Here is a 21,193-nt window from a genome sequence, read left to right as displayed (position 1 = left end):
TATGACCGCGAAATACCGCGCCAGGTTCCATCACCATTGGAATAGATTCAAAACATTGAGGGTACACTTGTGGATATCAGTCAGTCTAGCTTGGACAACCGCACAATATTTGTTCAGCAATTCCAGAAATGGATAAGAGATAATAGACCCGCTAAAGGCGGCGATGACTTCTTTCAGTTTGTAGAAATTTACCTGCAACGTTTCCCTCTAGATGAGTGGGTGGGTCGTCATTTTAGCGATCTATACGGTCTGTGCTTTGGCTTGTTCCTTTATTTAAAACGTGAACCGCTCGGTGCACCAAATATCAGTGTATTTAATCCCTCTCTAGATGAGCACGGCTGGCAGTGCGGCCGCAGTGTAATTTTTATACAACAGAAGGATATGCCTTTTTTAGTCGATTCCGTTCGTATTGCCCTTAATCGCCGGGAGGTTCCCATCTATGTTGTTAAAAGCACGGTATTAAACATAGAAAGGAAAGCCGGAGGCGTCAAAACCTCTCTCAGTGGAGGAGCCTCAGCAACGAATGGCAGCCGAGAAGCGCTTATGTATATCGAGATAAGCCTTCAGCCGAGCGATTCGGAGTTGAAGTCGCTCAAGAAAGATTTGCTCAATGCTCTGCAGGATGTATCGGTCGTCGTTGAAGACCATGAAAAAATTCTACAGCATCTCGATAGCGTATACGACAACCTAAAAACCCATAAACCCGAAGAGCACGAGATTCAATTATTTGCAGAATGGCTTAAACACAAACATTTTGCGTTTTTAGGTTTTAGGGATTACGACCTAATAGAGCACGAAGGGAGTACGGCGTTACGCGAAAACGCTGATGTTAGACTAGGTATCTTCAGCCGCGTAAAGATCGAGAACACTATTGTAGATAAAAAAGATTTTAGTGAGGGGATGAGGGCCTTCTACAACAATGATGACCCCATCTGTTTCTCTAAAGCCTCAACCCACAGCAGTGTGCACCGATCGACCTATCCCGATTACGTTGTGTTTAAGAAATACAATGTAATGGGTGAAACCACCGGCGAAGTGCGTTTTCTGGGCCTGTTCACCTACGAAGTCTTCAATCTTAGCCCTTTTGATATTCCTATCCTTAGGAACAAAGCCAGTGAAATCGTCAGGCGTTCCGGTTTGGATCCCAGTAGTCACGATGGTAAAAGTCTGTACCGGGCAATTGAGAGCTACCCACGCGCCGAATTGGTACTAACGGACACGGATACTCTGTTCAACAATATTATGTCCATTGTGGCTATCAACGAACGTCATTTGGTGAAATTGATTGCTCGACAAGATCCTTTTGGTAATTTTATAACGTGCAATGTATTTGTTCCACGTGACCTGTACAGCAGTATGGTTCGACAAAAAATTCAGGATATCCTCGCAGAAACCTTTAGCTCTCAGGATTTTGATTTTAATACTTTCTTTTCTGAATCAACGCTGGTCAGGGCTCAATTTATTTTCCGTGTAAGCGAAACAACCCAAAAAGGGTTCGACGCAAGGGCATTGGAAGAACGGATTGTTGATGTTACCCGAAACTGGGCCGACAACTTGCGCACATCCCTTATTGAGTCCTTCGGAGAAAATAGTGGCACGAGTTTTTACAACAATTATAAAAACGGCTTTACGCCAAGCTATCAAGAGCACTTTGATGCTCGCTACGCCGTACTGGATATAAAGCTACTGCAGGAGTTGAACGAAGAAAATTCAATTGCAATGAACTTTTATCAACCCATCGGCGTTGACGAAAAGAGTATGCGCTTTCGAGTGCTACACCTTAATGAACCACTAGTGCTATCAGATATTATTCCCATTTTGGAAAATCTTGGTTTAAGAGTTATGGGCGAACATCCCTACCAGATATTTCGCAAGAGTGGCGGTTCTGTATGGTTACACGATTTTCAGCTGAGCCTCGGTATACCGGTCACCCTGGATGTCCACTCCGTAAAAACACTGTTTGAGCAGGCCTTTGCTTCGGTTTGGCGAAACCAGACGGAAAGTGATGCTTTTAACCGACTCGTGCTGGGGGCACGCTTAAATTGGCGCGAAGTGGCTTTGTTACGTGCTTACGCGGGCTACATGAAACAAATTGGTTTTAATGCCGACCAGTCCTTTATCGCTGAAACGCTCGCCAACCACACTGAAATTACCCGTAATATTATCGCGATCTTTAAATCGATGTTTGATCCTCGCTTAAATCGGGATTCAAAAAATACCGATCGCTGCCATAGGTTAAAAGAAAAGGTCCTAGAGGCTTTGGATAATGTCGCAAACCTCAATGAAGATCGCGTACTGCGTCGCTACGTAGAATTAATGGAAGGTACGTTGCGGACAAACTATTACCAAACTGTCGGTGGCAAAGAAAAACCCTACATCGCATTTAAATTCAGCCCTCGAAATATTGCAGGTATTCCCGAGCCCCGTCCCTTGTACGAAATATACGTTTATTCTCCCCGTGTAGAAGGCGTTCACCTACGAGGAGGGAAAGTTGCTCGAGGTGGTTTGCGTTGGTCCGACCGTTTGCAGGATTATAGAACCGAAGTCTTGGGGCTAGTAAAAGCGCAGCAGGTGAAAAATGCGGTTATTGTTCCCAATGGCGCGAAAGGTGGCTTTGTTTCCAAGCAACCACCACAGAGTGGTGGAAGAGATGCTATTTTTGCCGAAGGCATAGCATGTTATAAAACGTTTATTCGCGGATTGTTGGATATTACCGATAATCTTGTCGACGGTACTGTGGTACCGCCAGAAAGCGTTGTTCGCCACGACGAAGATGATCCGTATTTGGTGGTTGCCGCCGACAAAGGTACGGCGACCTTTTCTGATATCGCTAACGAAATATCCATTGAGTACAAGCATTGGTTAGGCGATGCCTTTGCCTCCGGAGGTAGCCAGGGATACGATCACAAGGGTATGGGTATTACGGCCAAAGGCGCCTGGGTGTCGGTACAGCGACACTTTCGTGAAAACGGTGTCGATATTCAGAAAGAAAATTTCAATGTTATTGGTATTGGTGATATGGCGGGCGATGTGTTTGGTAATGGTATGCTGCTATCGGAACACATTTGCCTTCAAGCGGCCTTTAACCACCAGCATATTTTTATTGACCCAACACCAGACGCGGACAAAAGCTTTATAGAGCGCAAGCGATTATTTGATACTCCCCGTACATCTTGGGCCGACTACGATACAACTCTAATTTCAAAGGGCGGTGGTGTGTTCGAACGTTCCGCGAAATATATAACGTTAACCCCAGAAATTCAGCAAGCATTTGATATCGTCGATCAAAAACTTACTCCAACAGAGCTAATGCATCAGCTTCTTAAAACCCCTGTCGACTTAATTTGGAATGGCGGTATTGGTACTTACGTTAAATCCGAAAGTGAAACCCACGCGGATGTAGGCGACAAAGCGAATGACAGTCTACGGGTCAATGGCTCGCAGTTGCGCTGCAAGGTGTTTGGGGAAGGCGGTAATCTGGGCATGACCCAGCTCGGGCGCATTGAATATTGCCTGATGGGCGGCGCCTGTAATACTGATTTTATCGACAATGCGGCGGGAGTGGATTGCTCAGACCACGAGGTGAATATCAAAATTCTGCTAGATGAGCAGGTTGCTAACGGAGATTTAACCGAAAAACAACGCAATAAATTATTGGTGAAAATGACGGAGCAGGTGTCCGATCTGGTATTGCAGAATAATTATCGTCAGGCGCAGGCTATTAGCATTGCGCAGTTCCAAGCAACAGGGCGCGCCAACGAATACCGGCGTTTTATGGCGTTTTTAGAATCAACAGGAAGGCTGAATAGGGCGTTGGAGTTTTTGCCAACGGATGAACAGTTAGTCGAGCGTCAGGCACACGGGAAAAATCTTACGCGTCCAGAGTTATCGGTTCTGATCTCCTATGCAAAAGTAATGATGAAAGATGAGCTGATTCATTCCAACATTGCCGATGACCCCTATATCGCCTTAGCTATAGAAACCGCCTTTCCGCTGGATATAGTGAAGCAATTTAAAAAGCCTCTCTACAAGCACCCGTTAAGGCGTGAAATTGTTGGCACCCAAGTCGCCAACGACCTTATCAATAACCTCGGTATCACCGTTGGTCACCGATTACTTGAAGCCACAGGTGCAACGAGTGCCGAGATCGCACGGGCCTATATTGTATCGCGGGACGTGTTTGAATTTGAGGCCTTCCAGAAGTACATCCGAAGCCTGGACCACAAAGTAGCCGCGCCGTTACAGGCGGAGCTGCTCGCCAATATGATCCGCCGGGTGCGCAGGGGAACGCGCTGGTTCTTACGCAATCGGCGGCTAAATCTCAATCCTAAAGTGGATGTGCCTTACTTTAAAGAGGGTCTAAGTGTTGTCTATAAGGCAACGGCCAATGCCGTTGAGGGTTCCGCTCGGGAAGAATGGCTGGCGCGCTCTCGCTTATTTGAAGAGCTGAATGTACCGGAAGACTGGTCGCTTAAATTGGCCATGGCCGATAACCTGTTTTCCGGCCTGGGCGTGATTGAATCGGCAAGACAGGCGAATGCCGATACCGAACTGGTAACAGAAGTCTTTTTCGAGTTGCTCGACAAGCTTGATCTCAACTGGTTTGCATCGCAACTTTCGGACGTAAACGTGGAAACTTACTGGCAAGCGCTTGCGCGAGAATCCTACCTCGACGATTTAGAAGCCCAATTGAGGCAACTGACAATTACTCTGGTTAATATGCGAACAGATGTGTGCACTATCGATCAGATTATCGAGAACTGGTGTAGTTCAAATGAACCTTTAATCCTGCGCTGGAAGCAGATGATTACCGAGGTGCAAAGTTCTCCCGGCACAGACTACGCGATGTTTGCTGTCGCCCTAAGAGAGTTGCTCGATCTGGTCATTGCAACGGACCACTATGCTGCCGGGCATGTACAGTAGCGCGCGCATGTCTGAAGTTGCTGTATATCTGTCACTGCGTATTTCGGCGGAAGAGTATCAAAAACTCTATGCAGGTGTTGCCAAATCGGTTTATGCCCGTGCATTAGATGGGCGCAGGATTCGCTTCCCAGCCAATATTTTGCGGCCCTTTGTAACCCGCACTGGGATCGATGGTCATTTCGCGATCTATTTCGATGGGCAAAACCGTTTTACCCGCATCGAAAAAGTCGAATAATGTAGGGGTTTATGATCTGCCGCTAGCCCATTTGTCGACCTTTTAGCCCCATTTCTGTATCCTTGCGCCGTTCCTTTTTTAAGAGCGGCGTTTCTACCCTAATGCCGCTGCAGCTAGTTACTTTGACCAAAGGTCTGCCATGTACTCCATCGCTAAAAAACTCCTGTTCTCCCTCAACCCGGAAGTCGCTCACGAGTTATCTCTCGACTGGCTTGGTGCAGCAGAGCGCCTTCATTTATTACAACCTTTTGTTAAAAAAATGGTGAGCGCACCAGTGGAGGTGATGGGCATCAGGTTTCCCAATGCCGTTGGTCTGGCCGCTGGAATGGATAAGGATGGAGAGTATTTCAACGCCTTCGGTCACCTTGGTTTTGGCTTTATTGAAGTTGGTACGGTTACGCCGTTGGCTCAGCCTGGCAATCCAAAACCCAGACTGTTCCGCCTGGTTGAGCAAGAGGCGGTGATAAACCGCATGGGTTTCAACAATAAAGGTGTGCAAAACCTTGTTAGCAAAGTGAAAAAAAGGCGCTACAACGGTGTTCTGGGGATTAATATCGGTAAAAACAAACTAACGCCCGAGGAAAACGCGCTATCCGATTATGAAAAGTGTATGGATGCGGTATACGAATGTGCCGATTACATCACAATCAATATTTCATCTCCAAATACTCCCGGGTTGCGCAACCTACAATTTGGGGAAAACCTCGAAAAGCTGTTGAAGGGCATTAAAGCGAAGCAGGCAGAGTTGATGGCAAAAACGGGTAAGAAAACACCTATTGCCGTAAAAATCGCCCCGGATATGACCGATGATGAGCTAAAAGCCGTTGCTGATCAGTTGCTTGCCAACAACTATGAAGCGGTAGTTGCTACCAATACCACCATCTCGCGCGACGGTCTTGAAAGCTCCGAATACAAGAACGAAGCGGGCGGTTTGAGTGGTCGTCCCGTCAAGGATAAATCTACCCACGCGATCAAAGTACTGGCAGATCATTTACAAGGAGCCATACCCATCATTGGAGTTGGTGGCATTATGAGTAGCGAAGATGCTGTGGAAAAAATAGAAGCTGGTGCGAGCCTTGTTCAATTATATACAGGGTTTATTTATCAGGGGCCAGAACTCGTAGCTGAAGCCGCAAGCGCCATAGCAGCGCTAACGGCCTCTTAAAGCTCCTGTTTACGGAGCCTAGGTGCATCGGCATAGCCGAGCGGAGGAGCTGATCCATCAGTAAAGCGTCACACGTTTTGCGTGTGGTGTCCGTTGTAGACTTTTGTTTACCTCTTAACAAATGTACCTTTAGTGCCGCCGCTTGTAAGTATATGAATGCGGTGTTGCATTTGGGAGAATGCGGCAGCGGTTCTATAAGCTGGGTAGCGTTCGTGCAGTCGCCAGCTAGTAATTTTGGAGCTTCTGGACTTGCGCCAGAGTGTTGAAACCATTCCAATGGTCTTCCCGTCCCTCACGCCAACCCGTTAGCCATACCTGTCTGGCTTCACCCGCGACATGGGGACATAGGCTCCTTGATCTGCCGGCAGTTCCGGCCATGTAGCCGCGAGAGAAAGCACGCTCAGAGTTGGTTCGTTTTTGACGTCTCATACAGGAAGTACCTCACTGGTTTTTTTGGTTATGCTGATTCTTCTATGAATAACGGTTATTTCCGTACTAACTAGAGTAAATCCATTTACAATTTAACTGTTGGGCGCGTTGGAGCCCTATATATCGCCCTTTACGGCGAAGCGGACTAACAGTGTCCCAAAGGACACTACAAAAGTGAACGAATTAAAATTCATAGGCAGAACGCCTGATATCTCCTGAGAGCATAAAATTTAATGCAAGAAAATTATTTTTCCAGCTGCCCTAAAGGGTTAGAAAACCTTTTAAAACAAGAGCTTGAAGAGCTAGGCTCAAGTAATTTAAGAGAAACTGTTGCAGGTGTCTATTTTAGTGGCGATATCCGTCATGCCTATAAAGTATGTTTATGGTCGCGCTTAGCTAATAAAGTTCTATTGCCCTTGGCCAAAGGGCCAGTTGCATCCGCAGATGATTTACATGCGCTGGTAAAGGGGCTTCCGTGGGAAGACCATCTTCCGGAAAATGGAAGTTTAATCGTTGATTTCCTCGGTACAAATGACGCGATACGACATACGCAATTTGGCGCGCAAACCGTCAAAGATGGTGTGGTAGACAGGATTCGAGAGTTAAGTGGTACGCGCCCTGATGTTAATAAAACGTCTCCAGACATCCGTATAAACGCCAGACTTGCGAGAGATGTCGTGCATTTAAGCCTGGATTTAAGTGGAGATAGCTTACATAGACGTGGCTATCGCGTCGGGCAGGGCGGTGCACCACTTAAGGAAAACCTAGCAGCAGCCATTCTTAAGCGAGCTGGTTGGGAAGAGATTGCAGAAAAGGGCGGAGCTCTGCTCGATCCGATGTGCGGTTCTGGCACCTTTTTGTTGGAAGCTGCGATGATGGCCACAAAAATGGCTCCCGGATTGTTGCGGGCGCGTTTTTCAAAGGGTCTGCATAAAGAACAAACCTACGCGTCTTTTGATGAGGAGTTTACTCCACGAGTGATTGGCTTTGGCTTCGAAAAATGGAAACAGCATAACGAAGACGTATGGCAGGGGCTAATTGACGACGCTGAACTCATACATAAAACAGCATGTGAACGAACATTGCCAGAGATTCGCGGCTACGATATTAACCCCAGAGTTCTCGGCTCAACACGTAAAAACATCGTAGTGGCGGGGTTCGACGAGTTCATTCGGGTAACAACGAAAGACGTTGGGGAATTTAAAATACCCACCCACCGTGAAATCAACAATGGCCTAATTATCTGCAACCCCCCATACGGTGAGCGCTTGGGCGAAACCGAGGCTCTGCGGGAAACCTATCTAACGCTAGCGCAAACGTGTAAACGGGAATTCCCTGGGTGGCAGTTGGGCGTTTTTACCGGTAACAGAGAACTCGCCCGAGAAATGCGATTGAGACCAAAGAAAAAGTACCAGCTGTATAACGGCACCATAGCCAGTGAATTGTTACTGTATGACTTAACGGCGACCGGAAGTGTCGAAAGGGAAGAGGATAAATTTCGGGTGGGATCGTCCTCAGGCGCAAAAAATATTTCCGCAAACCAGGCGGTTCACCTACCTCTGAAAGAGAGACCACTAAGTTCAGGTGCGCAAATGTTTGCGAATCGCCTGCGTAAAAACCGAAAAAAACTGAATAAATGGATCAAGCAAGAGAGCATTCATTGCTACCGCGTCTACGATGCGGATATGCCCGAATATTCTGCAGCAATAGATGTGTACGAGTTAGTTAATGGCCCGCTTCAGTTACATGTTCAGGAATACGCTGCACCGAAAACTATTGATGAGAAGAAAGCAAAAGAACGGTTCGACGATTTGGTTCATGCTTGTGCGGTTGTTTTTGAATTAGATGAAGACAATATTATTGTCAAAGTACGCAAGCGTAATCGTGGTAAAGAGCAATATGAAAAGTTAAACAAACAAAACAGTGCTGAAACGAGCCGAATACAAGAGGGCGATTGTATACTGGAAGTCAATCTTAAGGATTACTTGGATACGGGTGTGTTTTTGGATCATCGGCCGTTGCGCAAGCAAATAGCAAAACAAATAAAAGGTAAAAGTTTTTTAAACCTCTTCTGTTATACGGCAAGCGCGACGGTTCATGCGGCAAAAGCTGGTGCGGTCAGCTCGGTGAGTGTTGATATGTCCAATACATATCTAGATTGGGCTAAGCGTAATTTTGCACTAAACACTATCAATCCCAGCAGCCATCAGTTGATACGAGCCAACTGCTTTGATTGGTTGAAACAGTGCCGCCAGGGCTTTGATGTGATTATGCTTGACCCACCAAGTTTCTCCAATTCAAAACGTATGGAAGATGTGCTGGATATCCAAAAAGACCATGTGAATTTGATAAACCGATGCATGGACTTATTGAAACCCGCCGGAACGCTGTATTTTTCGACGAATCTGCGCAGCTTTAAACTGGATAATGAGTTGCTTTCTCAATTCAAGGTTACCGATATTACCACGCAAACACTGGACCCAGATTTTGCGGCCAACGCAAAAATACATTGCTGCTGGAAAATAGAAGCCTGATATGCCCAAGCCGTTCAAAGTGCATAGCCGCTACAAACCTGCCGGTGATCAACCGAAGGCAATTGCGAGCCTATATAAAGGTATAGAAGCTGGCTTGGCACACCAAACCCTGCTCGGTGTAACGGGTTCTGGCAAGACTTTTACGATCGCTAATCTGGTAGAGAAAGTGCAGAGGCCTACATTGGTTATGGCCCACAACAAAACGTTGGCTGCACAGCTTTACGGCGAATTTAAAGAGTTTTTTCCAGACAACGCCGTTGAGTATTTCGTTTCCTACTACGACTATTATCAGCCAGAAGCCTATGTACCATCTTCAGATACGTTTATCGATAAAGACGCCTCTGTAAACGAACATATTGAGCAAATGCGCCTTTCCGCAACCAAGGCGCTTATGGAACGTAAAGACGCCATAATTGTGGCCACCGTTTCCGCCATTTACGGCTTGGGCGATCCTGAATCCTATCTGAAAATGATGCTGCACTTAGTGCAGGGCGATAAAATTGACCAGCGAAAGCTTTTACGCCGCTTGGCGGAGCTGCAATACACGCGGAACGATATTGACTTTCAGCGCGCGACATACCGAGTTCGGGGCGAGGTTATCGATATTTTTCCTGCCGACTCCGAGGCGGAAGCCGTTCGAGTGGAGCTGTTCGACGACGAAGTTGAACAGCTTTCCGTTTTCGATCCCCTTACGGGTGAAATCCTTTCAAAAATTCCGCGTGCAACGATCTACCCCAAAAGCCACTACGTCACACCTAGACAAACCGTGCTTAATGCGGTCGATTATATTGAAGAAGAACTGAAAGAGCGATTAGACCAATTTCGAGAAATGGATAAACTGGTCGAGGCTCAACGATTGGAACAGCGCACCAAATACGATATGGAGATGATGCGCGAACTGGGATACTGCACCGGCATTGAAAACTATTCTCGCTACCTATCCGGTCGCGCAGCCGGCCTGCCACCACCTACACTATTCGATTACCTGCCAAAGGAAGCCTTGCTGGTGATTGATGAGTCCCACGTAACCGTTCCCCAAATTGGGGGCATGTACAAAGGCGACCGTTCCCGCAAGGAAACGCTTGTTGAATACGGATTTCGCTTACCTTCAGCTTTAGATAATCGACCGATGCGATTCGATGAATGGGAAAATCTCGCCCCGCAAATGGTTTTTGTCTCGGCTACTCCGGGAAATTACGAAAAGGAACATCAGGGGCAGGTGGTAGAGCAGGTCGTGCGACCCACGGGCCTGCTGGATCCGGAGCTGGAAATCCGCCCCGCCAGCACACAGGTAGATGATTGCTTATCGGAAATACATCAGCGGGTAAAAAACAACGAACGTATTTTAATTACAGTGCTAACAAAACGAATGGCCGAAGACCTGACTGAGTTTATGATGGAACACGGCGTTCGAATACGTTATTTACATTCTGATATTGAAACTGTCGAGCGGGTCGAGATCATTCGCGATTTACGGCTCGGCGAATTCGATGTGCTAGTGGGGATCAACCTGTTACGTGAAGGGCTCGATATGCCGGAAGTGTCGCTGGTTGCGATTTTCGATGCAGATAAAGAAGGTTTCCTACGCTCGGACCGATCACTTATTCAAACCATTGGTCGAGCAGCGAGAAACGTTAAAGGTAAAGCAATTCTCTATGCGGACAAAATTACTGGCTCCATGCAGCGGGCGATAGATGAAACCACCCGCCGTCGCGAAAAACAAATGGCGCATAATCTAAAACACGGCATTACTCCAAAGGGAATTGTAAAATCGATTGCGGATATAATGGAAGGCGCAAGAGCACCGGGATCAAAACCGGGCAGCCGTAAAAAAGTCGCCGATAAACGCGGGCGTTATGCTCTGGAGGTACCGGAAGGCAAGGACTTGTGGCACCACGTTCAGGATTTGGAAAAAGAAATGTTCGAGGCGGCCAAGAATCTCGAATTTGAAAAGGCCGCACAGTTGCGAGATACCATTCACCAACTAAAAGAAAAGAGTTTGTGAAGTTTAAGCGGTAGGGCGCTGGTAGGCTCCTTTCTCTTGCTATTGCCCCGCCGCCGGGCAACCACGAAATTGATGTCTTGCTCTCCATCGCACCCTGTTGTCGATGCCATTTTTAGTGGCGTCAGAACCCTCTTGAGGTTGATCGCAACTTACATTGCTCAACTGTAAGCATCGTTGAAAATCAAGCTGAGCCTCTAGTAGCTAACTTTCCGCTAAATGGAAGCACTTTTTCTGTTACTTAAGTGGATACGAATATCAACCCCGCTGCTAGTAACGATGGTGGCACAATCACGCACTGGCCGTTATTTTTCTTGATGCTTGGGCGAATTCGCTTATTGATGAATAGGTTGATACTCGCTCTAATGCAAAGAGGTAATAGAGGTCCGGCCGGTAAAAAGGTTGAATTTAGCCACTTCGATCGTAGCCATTTGAAATCAAAGTAACTATTCGGTAAAGAGTTCAAAACTCATTGGCTTGACTGGTTTAGTCAAATCTAACTCAAAACTACCCAATCTTCCCAGGTGCTCGGTATGATACGGTGAGAATGCGGCCATGTGCGCCGGGTGATGTTATGCCCTTCCGCCTTCAGCTGGTTAAACACTTCAGTCATGGCGTTTACGTTGTAAAGAATGGCAAAATTGGCTAGCAGGTGATTGTATTTCACAATTTTGCTTTGTTCATGTTTTAGATTGACACCTATTTTTCCTCCGTTTGCAAAGAATAGCCACCGAGCGAACTCGTTGAACTCTTCACTTTTACAGGTAGCCGCTTGAATTGTCTTTCGCAGATCTATGTCGGTGATATATTCAAGTAAAAACATTGTTCGTACTACCCGCCCGAGTTCTCTAAACGCAAAGTAGAGTTTATTTTTCCGATTCTTCGTTCCAAATCTCCGTAAAATGGTCGATGCTGTAATTTCCCCCGCCTTAACTGACATCGCTGTTCTCATCATGTCGGCATAATGTTTTTCGATGAGATCCCATTTAATGGGATCATTAAAGAGCGAATGGATGTTCTTCAATGTCATGGCACGATCCGGTTTGTAAAAATTGAGATTTTGATGTTGCGGATGCGCGGCATCAGCTTAATACCGAGTAAATGAGCCAAACCAAACACCGGCGTGGATTGCGCTTGTGTATCGCCATGTACCGTATCTGGATTGAAGTCGGATTCGTCATTGAGCAATCCATCCAAAATATAGATGGCCTCATATACTCCGCAAGGAATAAAACGACTGAACAAGGCGATGTAGGTGTCAGAGACATGGTAATACGCGATCCCCCCATAACTACCGTAACGAATATGGTATTCAGACAGTAAATTGTCTTCGTAAAGATCCCAAAGCTTACCATCCGCCGAGACGGTGTTACCTGATCCCCAGCATTCGATTAAGCGGTATTTTTTGTACTCGTTATTGATCTTGGCTATGGCTTTGTCCAAGCGTGCTTCGGTCGTCCTTTTTAGGTTTAGTCAAGCCACCTGTTTCCGAGTGACGCCTTGAACGGAGCGTACAGTTTCGGTTGGACCGATGTTGGTTCCGTAACAAAATACGGTCAACCGGGTCGCTGATGCGAGATTCTAAGCCCGACAAGGGGCCAAAATGTTTGTTGAGATTGAGCCATTTTTCAACATAGATAATGACGTCGAGAAGATTGATTTTTTCGAGCCTTTCATGCAGTAACGTGCCGATCGCTTCAATTTCTGGTGACGGTTTTTCCGATCTTGGCTTTCCAATGACTAAATTCCCTTTTTCAATCCGGACCCATTCATCGCCAGGGAAAAGATTATCCGCTTTGTAACACACTGCTGCCATATTCTTTTTTAGGGTGCGTGTAAACTCAACATCTCCGACAACCAACCCCACTTCGTTACAGTAGGTAGGCAATTGGGTTTCATATTCCTCCCAACTGATTAACTGCTCTCGATAATCATCAAAAGTTTCGCTGTAGGGAATAAATAAATCGCCAGTACCCAACTCTTCCGCAATACGCTCAAACACGCACAACTCGAAAGAGATATTATTCACCTCAGTCACCTGTGCCGACTTGGTTGCTTTACCCGTAACTAATTTCCACCATTTATCGCGAATCCAACGAATATTGAGCTCGTTTTTAGATGCTGGGTCGTTGGGGTCGGTTTGTATTGACAAAAAATCGGTTCGGCGTTTTTTGTGCTTTAAAATGAACTGGAAAGCGTTAAGTACATCTTTATCCGCCGTGGCGGACGCCAAGTTGAGTATTTCAATCGTACGGAATAGAGCTGCACGCTGTTTTTTGTAAAGTTGAACGATAAAGGGCAAATAATTATTTCCCGCGTAGGCCATATATTGCTCACACAGGTCTAATAATTGAGTGCTATTTTTTCCTAAAATCGGATCATAGGCTGCAACGGAATCGGGATTATTCAAATAGACTTTCACGGTACCCGTCAGAACAGAAACTAAATGGTCTGTTTTTTTTTGATGGTCGGCGAGATATTGTTCTAATAGCTTCTGCGCCGCTCGGTCGAGATTTTGCAGTATTTTTATCGAAATGTCTGCTGCATTATAGAGAGTGTGTGCGTATTGGTGGCGAATCAAAACGATCACCATGGCAAGGCGCTTATTGGCCTTAAGCTGCATGAGTTCAGCGTAGTCTAAGGCCTTAGCTTCGTTAATGAATTGTTGATGCTTTACAGGAGGTAAGCCTAAATCTGTTGGTAAGAGAGTTTGCAGCGAGGTTAACCATTCCAAATAGTGGATATATGCATGAATGTTGCGAGGCGTTGGACGCTTGGGTTCATTTTTTAATGTACTCCATCCAAAGCCATTTACGCCGCTGCTGGATTGGAGTAAATCCGAAATATGGTGTTGATTTTCTTTTGTAATGTAGCCACACAGTCGCTCATAATAACCGGTGTTGGCTTCAACTCTAGCCGTTTCGCAGATTCGCTCAATTACGGAAAACCCCGGAAACTCAAAACGTTCCTTGACTAAATATTCAAGAGTTACATTGATGATATCTGGTAGCGCTTCTTTGGTGGTGGCGGCTTCCAGGGCCCAGGCTTTTACAAGTAGATTGGTTTTTGTGATGTCATAAAGTGTGATTCCCAAATGCTGGCGGATGAGCTTTACATGGCGATCTTTCGCGCCGGACACAAAGTAGGCCTGGAGCTCCTTAATGGTCGTTCTAGAGCGACTATGTGTTCTGATATGCGTGATGATAACGTGTGGAATATCACGTAGTGCAACAAATTGTCCGAGTCGTTGCGTCATTTTCAGTTGAACCAGCAATCCGAGAAATGAAGCACTCGATCGTTTGGTATTACGAATTGAGAATGCTATCTCTTCGTCTGTTGGTGTGTAGACTTCTCCCAACTCGTCTGCAGATATATCTGTTTTGACACGTGGATACGCTGTTTGGTAGATAGCTCCCATGGGAAATGATCACTTACCTGTCGCATTATTGTCGGTACTGGCTTTTAGGTTCGCCACAGGAGTCTCTTGAGTCAACCGTTCGTCAATAAACGGGTCCTGCAGCATCGATATAACGCATGGCAGACTTGACGTCTTTCCAGCCCACGTAGGCCATTAATGTTTTGGTATCCCATTGATTTGCATTCGCCCAGATGGCAACCCCCGGCCGAAGAGAATGGCTGCTAAATGCATGTGCATTGTCGAAGTCTGCGTCAATACAGTAGTTTTTGATGATGGTGATCACGCTTGTTGGGTGTACGGCTTTGGGGGCAATCGTGCCCCACTGGTTAATCCCTGGAAACACGGGTCCTGACGTTAACCCAGACAAATTTATCCATTCGAAAAAAGCAGATACTGGACACAACGGACTCAAGGCCGGGACTTTGTAATGCCGCCCTTGATAAGTTCTATCTGTTTTGCTTCTCAGCAGGAAGATATCAAGACCCTTTGCGTAAGACGCTTGCACATTTTCGATCGTCATGCACGTCAATTCATCACTGCGAAATGCCCGCCAAAAACCCACAAGAATGAGTGCCTTGTCACGAGTCAGCTTCAAGCGTTTAGCCGCTGTGCAAGCATCCGAAGCACACTCACATTCGATTCTGTTAACGAGAATTTTAAGTTGTTCAACTTGTAGGGGCTTTGCTTGTTTTTCAATTAGCGGGTGAAGCTCTGCAATGCATTTAAGTACTTTTATAACATGAGGATATTTAGTGGGATCAGGAAAACCCTGATCATTGTGCCAGGCCGCGATTGCGGCGAGTCGTTGCTTTAAGCCAGCGTTGGCGCATAGTGGGCAAGGTAGGAGACAACACTATCCGCAGTCGCTGGAAGAAAACCACCCCACGAAACCTCAAAATGTTCAATCGCAGCACGATAGCTTTTGCGCGTATTTTCTCGCGTAGCGGCATGAATATACTGGTCAATTTTGTTCATAGCGTCCGTCTCGCTTCATAATGGATTTCAATGCTCATGTCGATGATGGATATCGGGATAATGCGGGTGTTTATGGGTCACTGGAGCATGCTGGTGCTTATGTATGTGCGGTTCAGCTCCATCCCAACCAAACTCATGTTCATGCTCGTGATGACCGTCGTGCCGATGTGGGTGGCTGTGTTCAAGCGGTTCGTGCGTATGCGTATGATCGTGATTTTCCGTTAAATGTAACCATACTCCCACGGCCATGCAGATTGCAGCCAACCAAAACAGTAGCGAAGTTGGTTCGTTGAGCAGCTCAATGGATACCGCCGCACCAAGAAACGGCGCCGTTGAAAAATAAGCGCCTGTTCTTGCCGTCCCCAGATGCCGCAATGAAAGCACAAACAGTACGAGACTAAGACCGTAACCCAAAAATCCGAGTAAAGCTCCCGTAAATAATGTTGAGAATGCCGGTATCTGAAAGCCCAGTGATAACGCGATGCTACAGTTGACGAAACCAGCGGCAAATCCTTTACTGCCCGCAACAAACAGTGCATCGGATGCAGAAACCTTTCGCGTAAGATTATTATCGATGGCCCAGCATAAGCATGCGCCGACAATATAAATCGGCCCTTGCCATGTGCCATTCGTCCCCTCCATAGCTGCTGAAGACCACGATACGATAACGCCACCGAGGACAATCGCTATCATACCGATGACAATTCGGCGATCGGCGTTTTCTTTAAAAATGATCCAGGCGATAACGGCCGTAAGAACCGCCTCCACATTCAACAAAAGAGAGGCTGATGAACCACTGGTTTGCGAAAGCCCTAGCATTAGCAATACCGGCCCCAAACAACCACCAAACACGATTGCACCGATCAGCCAAGGCCATTCACTCTTTGGCAAACCTGGGGAGACCCAACGTTTGTCCCTGTGTAGCCGAATGACAAGCAAACCTATGCCGCTGCCTAAGTACAGCACACCACCCAGCATTACGGGGGACATGTGCTCCAATAACAGCTTGGCAAATGGCGTGCTGACGCCAAACAAAAAAGCCGCACTGATTGCGTACAGCACGCCAGTGGGCAATCGGATCACTACTTAACCCCTTCAAATTCCCCGGTAAAGTTTGCGTCAAATACTTCACCGCCGTCGGACATCAGAATGTAGAGTGTCTTCTTTTCGCTTTCATTCAGAACCGAGACAATGTAATAACCTGGGCCTTTTTTAGTAATGGCAACATTCTTGGTCGGTACCGATGTCCAAGTTTTGGGAAGCTGACCGAAGCCGAGTCCTGCATCACGGGAGGATAAATTGGTGGCAACATCAAGCGCTAGCGACTGTGCAGCGGATTCTGAAATAGGGCCATGGGCGTGGTCGCTATGCGCGAACAATGATTGAGATGTAAGTAATGTCAGTACCATTAAAGCGGTAGATAGAATTTTCATAGGGTTTTCCTTTCGCTAATTTTTGGTGACGGTGTTAATGGGAGTGATAATGTTCGCCATCATGTGAATGCTCGTCTGGCTGCTCTTTTTGCTGTTCGGGAACACTCTCTGGGAAACTGTTCTGATTGAGGTCAAACTTCTTGGGGTAGTTTGATAAAGGTGAGGATTCTCGCTGCATATCTTGGTGAGTGTGGTGGTGGTCATCCTGATTTAGTGGAAAATCATCGGGGTATGCCGTGTGTTGATAGCCATGTAATTGCATCAGCAATAATAAACCGCCCGCCAGCATTAACGCGATGTTGGCAGCCTTGCTGAAGCGTTGAAATGACGCAGTCTTTCGCCATGCAATTAAAATGACCAGCATCACACACAGGGCGATAATTTTCCCCACTTCAACACCAACATTAAATGAAAGGATTTTTAATACCAGACTGTGATCACCCAAAGGCAATTGTTGCAATCGAGTAGATAAACCAAAACCATGGATCAAACCGAATATAAACACCATCCATGTTAAATTGGGCGATGACGTTTGGAAGTATTTTTTGAATCCGTCCAAGTTGTCGAACGCTTTGTAACACACGGTCAACGCAATAACGGCATCAATCAAATAGTAATTCGCGGTTATTCCCCAAAACGTTGCAAATACCAAAGTAATCGAATGACCGACTGTAAACGCCGTAATAAACTTTAAAATATCGCGAAAGCGGGTTAAGAAAAACATCACCCCAAATAAAAACAACAAGTGGTCGTAGCCAGACAACATATGCGTGGCGCCCAGGTGCATATATTCCAAGTATCCCGCATTTAATATTCTGGCCTGATCTTCAGCTGACATGCCGTGCGATATAGCATTGAAACTGATGAAGCACAGCAAACCCATCGTTAATAGTCGTATCATAATATCCTCAAAATTTGTTATATAAACTTAAAGATGTCTTACTCGTCTAGGCGTGGTTGAGTAGTTGCTTATCTCTGTGCACTAAGCGATAAAGCACCGGTAACACAAACAGCGTTAGCAACGTTGACGAAATAATTCCGCCAATAACCACCGTAGCAAGAGGGCGCTGTACTTCTGAACCTATACCGGTATTTAACGCCATAGGAACAAAGCCTAAGGACGCCACCAGTGCAGTTGTTAATACGGGGCGTAGCCGCGTCAACGCACCTTCAATAATGGCTTTTTCAACACTTAAACCGTCGTGGATTAATTCACGAATAAACGACACCATCACCAAGCCGTTTAAAATAGCGATACCCGACAAAGCAATAAAGCCAACCGCTGCGGAAATAGAAAACGGGATATCACGCATCACCAAAAACAGAACGCCGCCGGTGAGTGCAAGTGGCACACCGGTAAAAATAATGAGGGCATCTTTGAATGATCCCAGAGCGAGAAATAACAAGCCTACAATCATGATTAGCGTGATCGGCACCACCAATGTTAAACGCTTTGAAGCCGATTGCAGCTTTTGGTAGGTACCACCGTACTCCACCCAATAGCCCACTGGAATGTCTACGGAGTCTTTAATCTTTGCTTGAATGTCTGCCACAAAAGAACCCAAATCACGCCCGCGCACATTGGCAGTAACAAAGACACGGCGCTTGCCATTTTCACGATTGATTTGATTAAAGCCTTCCACAAGCTCCATTGTTGCTAATTCCTGTAAGGGAACAGCGCTGTCGTTAGATAGCTGAATGGGTAGGTACTTTAAGCGATCCATATCCGTTCGACGCGCTTCCGGTAAACGCACTACAATATCCGTGCGTCGGTCGCCTTGATAAAATTGGCCTGCGACTTCACCACCCAATGCAATGGCCAGCTGGTCCTGCAATTCACTCACGGCTAAGCCGTACTGCGCCAACACATCGATTTTGGGCAGCACGGTCATAATCGGTAAGCCGGTAGTTTTCTCCATTTGCACATCGGCAATACCTTCTACACTGGAAATAGCTTTTTGAATATCGTTACCCAACTTGTCTAACTGCTCAAAATTATCCCCGAATATTTTGATGGCCAACTCTGCACGGACACCTGATAGCAACTCATTAAATCGCATCTGAATGGGCTGTAAAAACTCGTATCGGTTGCCGGGAATAGGTTCCACCAATGCGGCTAAATCGTCCACAACTTGAGTTTTGGTTTTATTCTGGTCAGGCCATTCACTGCGTGGTTTAAGCATAATAAATGTATCAGCTACGCTGGGAGGCATGGGATCGGTGGCAATGTCAGGCGTACCAATTTTTGAAAAAATATGCGCAACTTCTGGCAGATCTGTAATGTTAGCTTCTAAGGTTTTTTGCAGCGCTATGGATTGGCTGAGCGAAGTGCCAGGAATGCGAAGCGCGTGCATCGCAATATCGCCCTCATCCAAATTGGGCACAAACTCGCTGCCCAAGCGCGTAGCCAGCCAAGCCGAACCCACCACCAATACAAGTGCCGTCGCCACTACCATCCAGCGCGCCTTTAACGCTATGTTCAGTAATGGCTCATAAACAGAACGCGATACTTTAATAATGCCACTGTCTTTTTCTGTGACAGGTTTTTTGAACAATAATGCGACACAGGCCGGAACAAAAGTAATCGACAATACAATCGAGCAAAGTAATGCGATCACGACGGTCAAGGCCATGGGGTGGAACATTTTTCCTTCCACACCCGTCAGCGCAAAAATCGGCAAGTAAACGGCTGTGATAATAAATACCCCGAATAACGCGGGACGAATCACTTCGCGTGTTGCATGAAAAACAATGTCAAAGCGTTCTTTTGTGTCCAAGGTTTTGCCGGGAGAAGACGCATGACTGAGGCGTCGCAAACAATTTTCTACAATGATGATGGCCCCATCTACGAGCAAACCAAAATCCAGGGCGCCCAGACTCATTAAATTGGCACTGACACCGGCATGCACCATACCTGTCACTGTCATTAACATAGCGATCGGAATGACTGCTGCAGTCAATAAGGCAGCGCGCACATTGCCCAGTAAAAAGAATAATATGACGATGACGAGCAATGCGCCTTCAAGTAAATTGGTTTGAACCGTTTTTAAGGTTTTATCGACCAGCGTGGTGCGATCATAAACGGCCGTTGCAGTAACGCCTTCTGGCAAGCCCTGTTTAATTTCATCCAGTTTTTCTGCCACGGCTTTGGCCACTGTGCGACTGTTTTCACCGACCAACATAAATACGGTGCTCATCACCACTTCGCGACCGTTTTGCGTGGCTGCGCCGCTGCGTAATTCTTTCCCCTCTTCAATATTGGCAATGTCTTTAATGCGCAGCGGTACACCTTGATTGCTGCGAATCACAATATTTCCGATGTCGTTGAGCGTTTCTTTTTGCCCCGGAACACGTAACAACCATTGCGCGCCGTTGTGTTCAACAAAGCCAACACCACGATTTTGATTGTTATTTTGAATCGCCTGAATGACATCCTGTTGGGTCAACTCGAACGCCAGTAGCTTTTCAGGTTCAAAAGCCACTAGAATTTCGCGCTTGTAACCGCCGATAGGATTCACTTCGACCACACCTGGTACGCGTAGCAATTGAGGTCGAATTATCCAGTCGTGTACAGAACGCAAATCCGTGGGCGTTACCAGTGAACCATCTTTATTGACTGCACCGGTTTCGGCGTCCACCGTAAACATAAAGATTTCACCCAAGCCAGTGGCGATAGGGCCTAATTCCGGTTCCAGCAAGCGAGGAAGATTGGATCGTGCGCTGGATAGGCGCTCATTCACCAACTGCCGAGCAAAGTAAATGTCGGTGTCATCACTAAAAATAATGGTGACTTGTGAAAGCCCATAACGAGAAACCGAGCGTGTGTATTGCAGGTTGGGCAAGCCTGCCATTGCGGTTTCAATGGGAAACGTCACCCGTTGCTCAATCTCTTGTGGTGTATAGCCGGGAGCCTCTGTGTTGATCATCACCTGCACGTTGGTGATATCGGGAACAGCATCAATGGGTAATTTGGTAAAATTCCAAATGCCCAAACCACTGATGGCCAGCACGGCCACCATAATTAAGGCCCGACGCTGGATAGCAAATTGAATCAAATATTCAAGCATGATATTTCCTTA

At 46.5% G+C, this 21,193-nt stretch carries 13 protein-coding genes and 1 pseudogene; 5 read left to right on the top strand and 9 right to left on the bottom strand.

Going from position 1 to position 21,193, the window contains the following annotated elements; all coding sequences use genetic code 11:
• The first annotated feature begins 69 nt into the window (after positions 1–69).
• From H5715_RS05875 to H5715_RS05865, 3 genes are all read left to right on the top strand, one after another.
• The gene (locus H5715_RS05875) at positions 70–4,923 is read left to right on the top strand and encodes an NAD-glutamate dehydrogenase (RefSeq protein WP_075187418.1); all 4,854 of its coding nucleotides are present in this window, start codon (positions 70–72) and stop codon (positions 4,921–4,923) included.
• A gap of 7 nt (positions 4,924–4,930) precedes the next feature.
• Positions 4,931–5,158 (top strand): DUF2835 domain-containing protein, encoded by a 228-nt coding sequence (locus H5715_RS05870; protein ID WP_075187516.1) that lies wholly within the window; start codon positions 4,931–4,933, stop codon positions 5,156–5,158.
• A 139-nt stretch (positions 5,159–5,297) separates the two neighbouring features.
• The gene (locus H5715_RS05865) at positions 5,298–6,323 is read left to right on the top strand and encodes a quinone-dependent dihydroorotate dehydrogenase (protein WP_075187419.1); all 1,026 of its coding nucleotides are present in this window, start codon (positions 5,298–5,300) and stop codon (positions 6,321–6,323) included.
• A gap of 225 nt (positions 6,324–6,548) precedes the next feature.
• Here the strand turns inward: H5715_RS05865 and rmf are convergent, their stop codons facing one another.
• Complete coding sequence (gene rmf / locus H5715_RS05860; RefSeq protein WP_075187420.1) at positions 6,549–6,752, bottom strand: ribosome modulation factor; 204 nt, start codon at positions 6,750–6,752, stop codon at positions 6,549–6,551.
• A 233-nt stretch (positions 6,753–6,985) separates the two neighbouring features.
• Here rmf and rlmKL point away from each other — a divergent pair, with 233 nt between their 5' ends.
• Positions 6,986–9,286 carry a bifunctional 23S rRNA (guanine(2069)-N(7))-methyltransferase RlmK/23S rRNA (guanine(2445)-N(2))-methyltransferase RlmL gene (rlmKL, locus tag H5715_RS05855; RefSeq protein ID WP_075187421.1) on the top strand — a complete coding sequence of 767 codons (2,301 nt, stop codon included), beginning with the start codon at positions 6,986–6,988 and terminating at the stop codon, positions 9,284–9,286.
• Between the two features lies 1 nt (position 9,287).
• Complete coding sequence (gene uvrB, locus H5715_RS05850) at positions 9,288–11,291, top strand: excinuclease ABC subunit UvrB (protein ID WP_075187422.1); 2,004 nt, start codon at positions 9,288–9,290, stop codon at positions 11,289–11,291.
• A gap of 493 nt (positions 11,292–11,784) precedes the next feature.
• Here the strand turns inward: uvrB and H5715_RS20190 are convergent.
• From H5715_RS20190 to H5715_RS05820, 8 genes and pseudogenes are all read right to left on the bottom strand, one after another.
• A pseudogene (locus H5715_RS20190) lies at positions 11,785–12,731 on the bottom strand (transposase).
• On the bottom strand, positions 12,703–14,706 hold the full coding sequence (locus tag H5715_RS05845; protein WP_246434709.1) for a DUF4158 domain-containing protein: 2,004 nt from the start codon (positions 14,704–14,706) through the stop codon (positions 12,703–12,705). Before H5715_RS05845 ends, H5715_RS20190 begins: the two are co-directional and overlap by 29 nt.
• An 82-nt stretch (positions 14,707–14,788) precedes the next feature.
• Complete coding sequence (locus H5715_RS20185; RefSeq protein ID WP_083608200.1) at positions 14,789–15,301, bottom strand: tyrosine-type recombinase/integrase; 513 nt, start codon at positions 15,299–15,301, stop codon at positions 14,789–14,791.
• A gap of 215 nt (positions 15,302–15,516) precedes the next feature.
• Positions 15,517–15,681, bottom strand: a complete 165-nt coding sequence (locus H5715_RS20180) for a hypothetical protein (protein WP_246434707.1) — start codon at positions 15,679–15,681, stop codon at positions 15,517–15,519.
• Positions 15,682–15,708: 27 nt separating this feature from the next.
• Positions 15,709–16,764, bottom strand: coding sequence for a DMT family transporter (locus H5715_RS05835; protein ID WP_221892349.1), 1,056 nt, complete (start codon positions 16,762–16,764; stop codon positions 15,709–15,711).
• Entirely contained in the window at positions 16,764–17,114 is a 351-nt protein-coding gene (locus H5715_RS05830) for a DUF6488 family protein (RefSeq protein WP_075187423.1), read from the bottom strand. Before H5715_RS05830 ends, H5715_RS05835 begins: the two co-directional genes overlap by 1 nt.
• Positions 17,115–17,148: 34 nt before the next feature.
• Positions 17,149–18,015 carry a HupE/UreJ family protein gene (locus tag H5715_RS05825; RefSeq protein ID WP_221892348.1) on the bottom strand — a complete coding sequence of 289 codons (867 nt, stop codon included), beginning with the start codon at positions 18,013–18,015 and terminating at the stop codon, positions 17,149–17,151.
• A gap of 46 nt (positions 18,016–18,061) precedes the next feature.
• On the bottom strand, positions 18,062–21,181 hold the full coding sequence (locus H5715_RS05820) for an efflux RND transporter permease subunit (RefSeq protein ID WP_075187425.1): 3,120 nt from the start codon (positions 21,179–21,181) through the stop codon (positions 18,062–18,064).
• Positions 21,182–21,193: the final 12 nt, after the last annotated feature.

This window comes from Teredinibacter haidensis (genome assembly GCF_014211975.1).
Lineage (GTDB): Bacteria > Pseudomonadota > Gammaproteobacteria > Pseudomonadales > Cellvibrionaceae > Teredinibacter > Teredinibacter haidensis.
The sequence above is the reverse complement of the archived record's forward strand: the minus strand, read 5'-3'. Positions and strand labels throughout refer to the sequence as shown.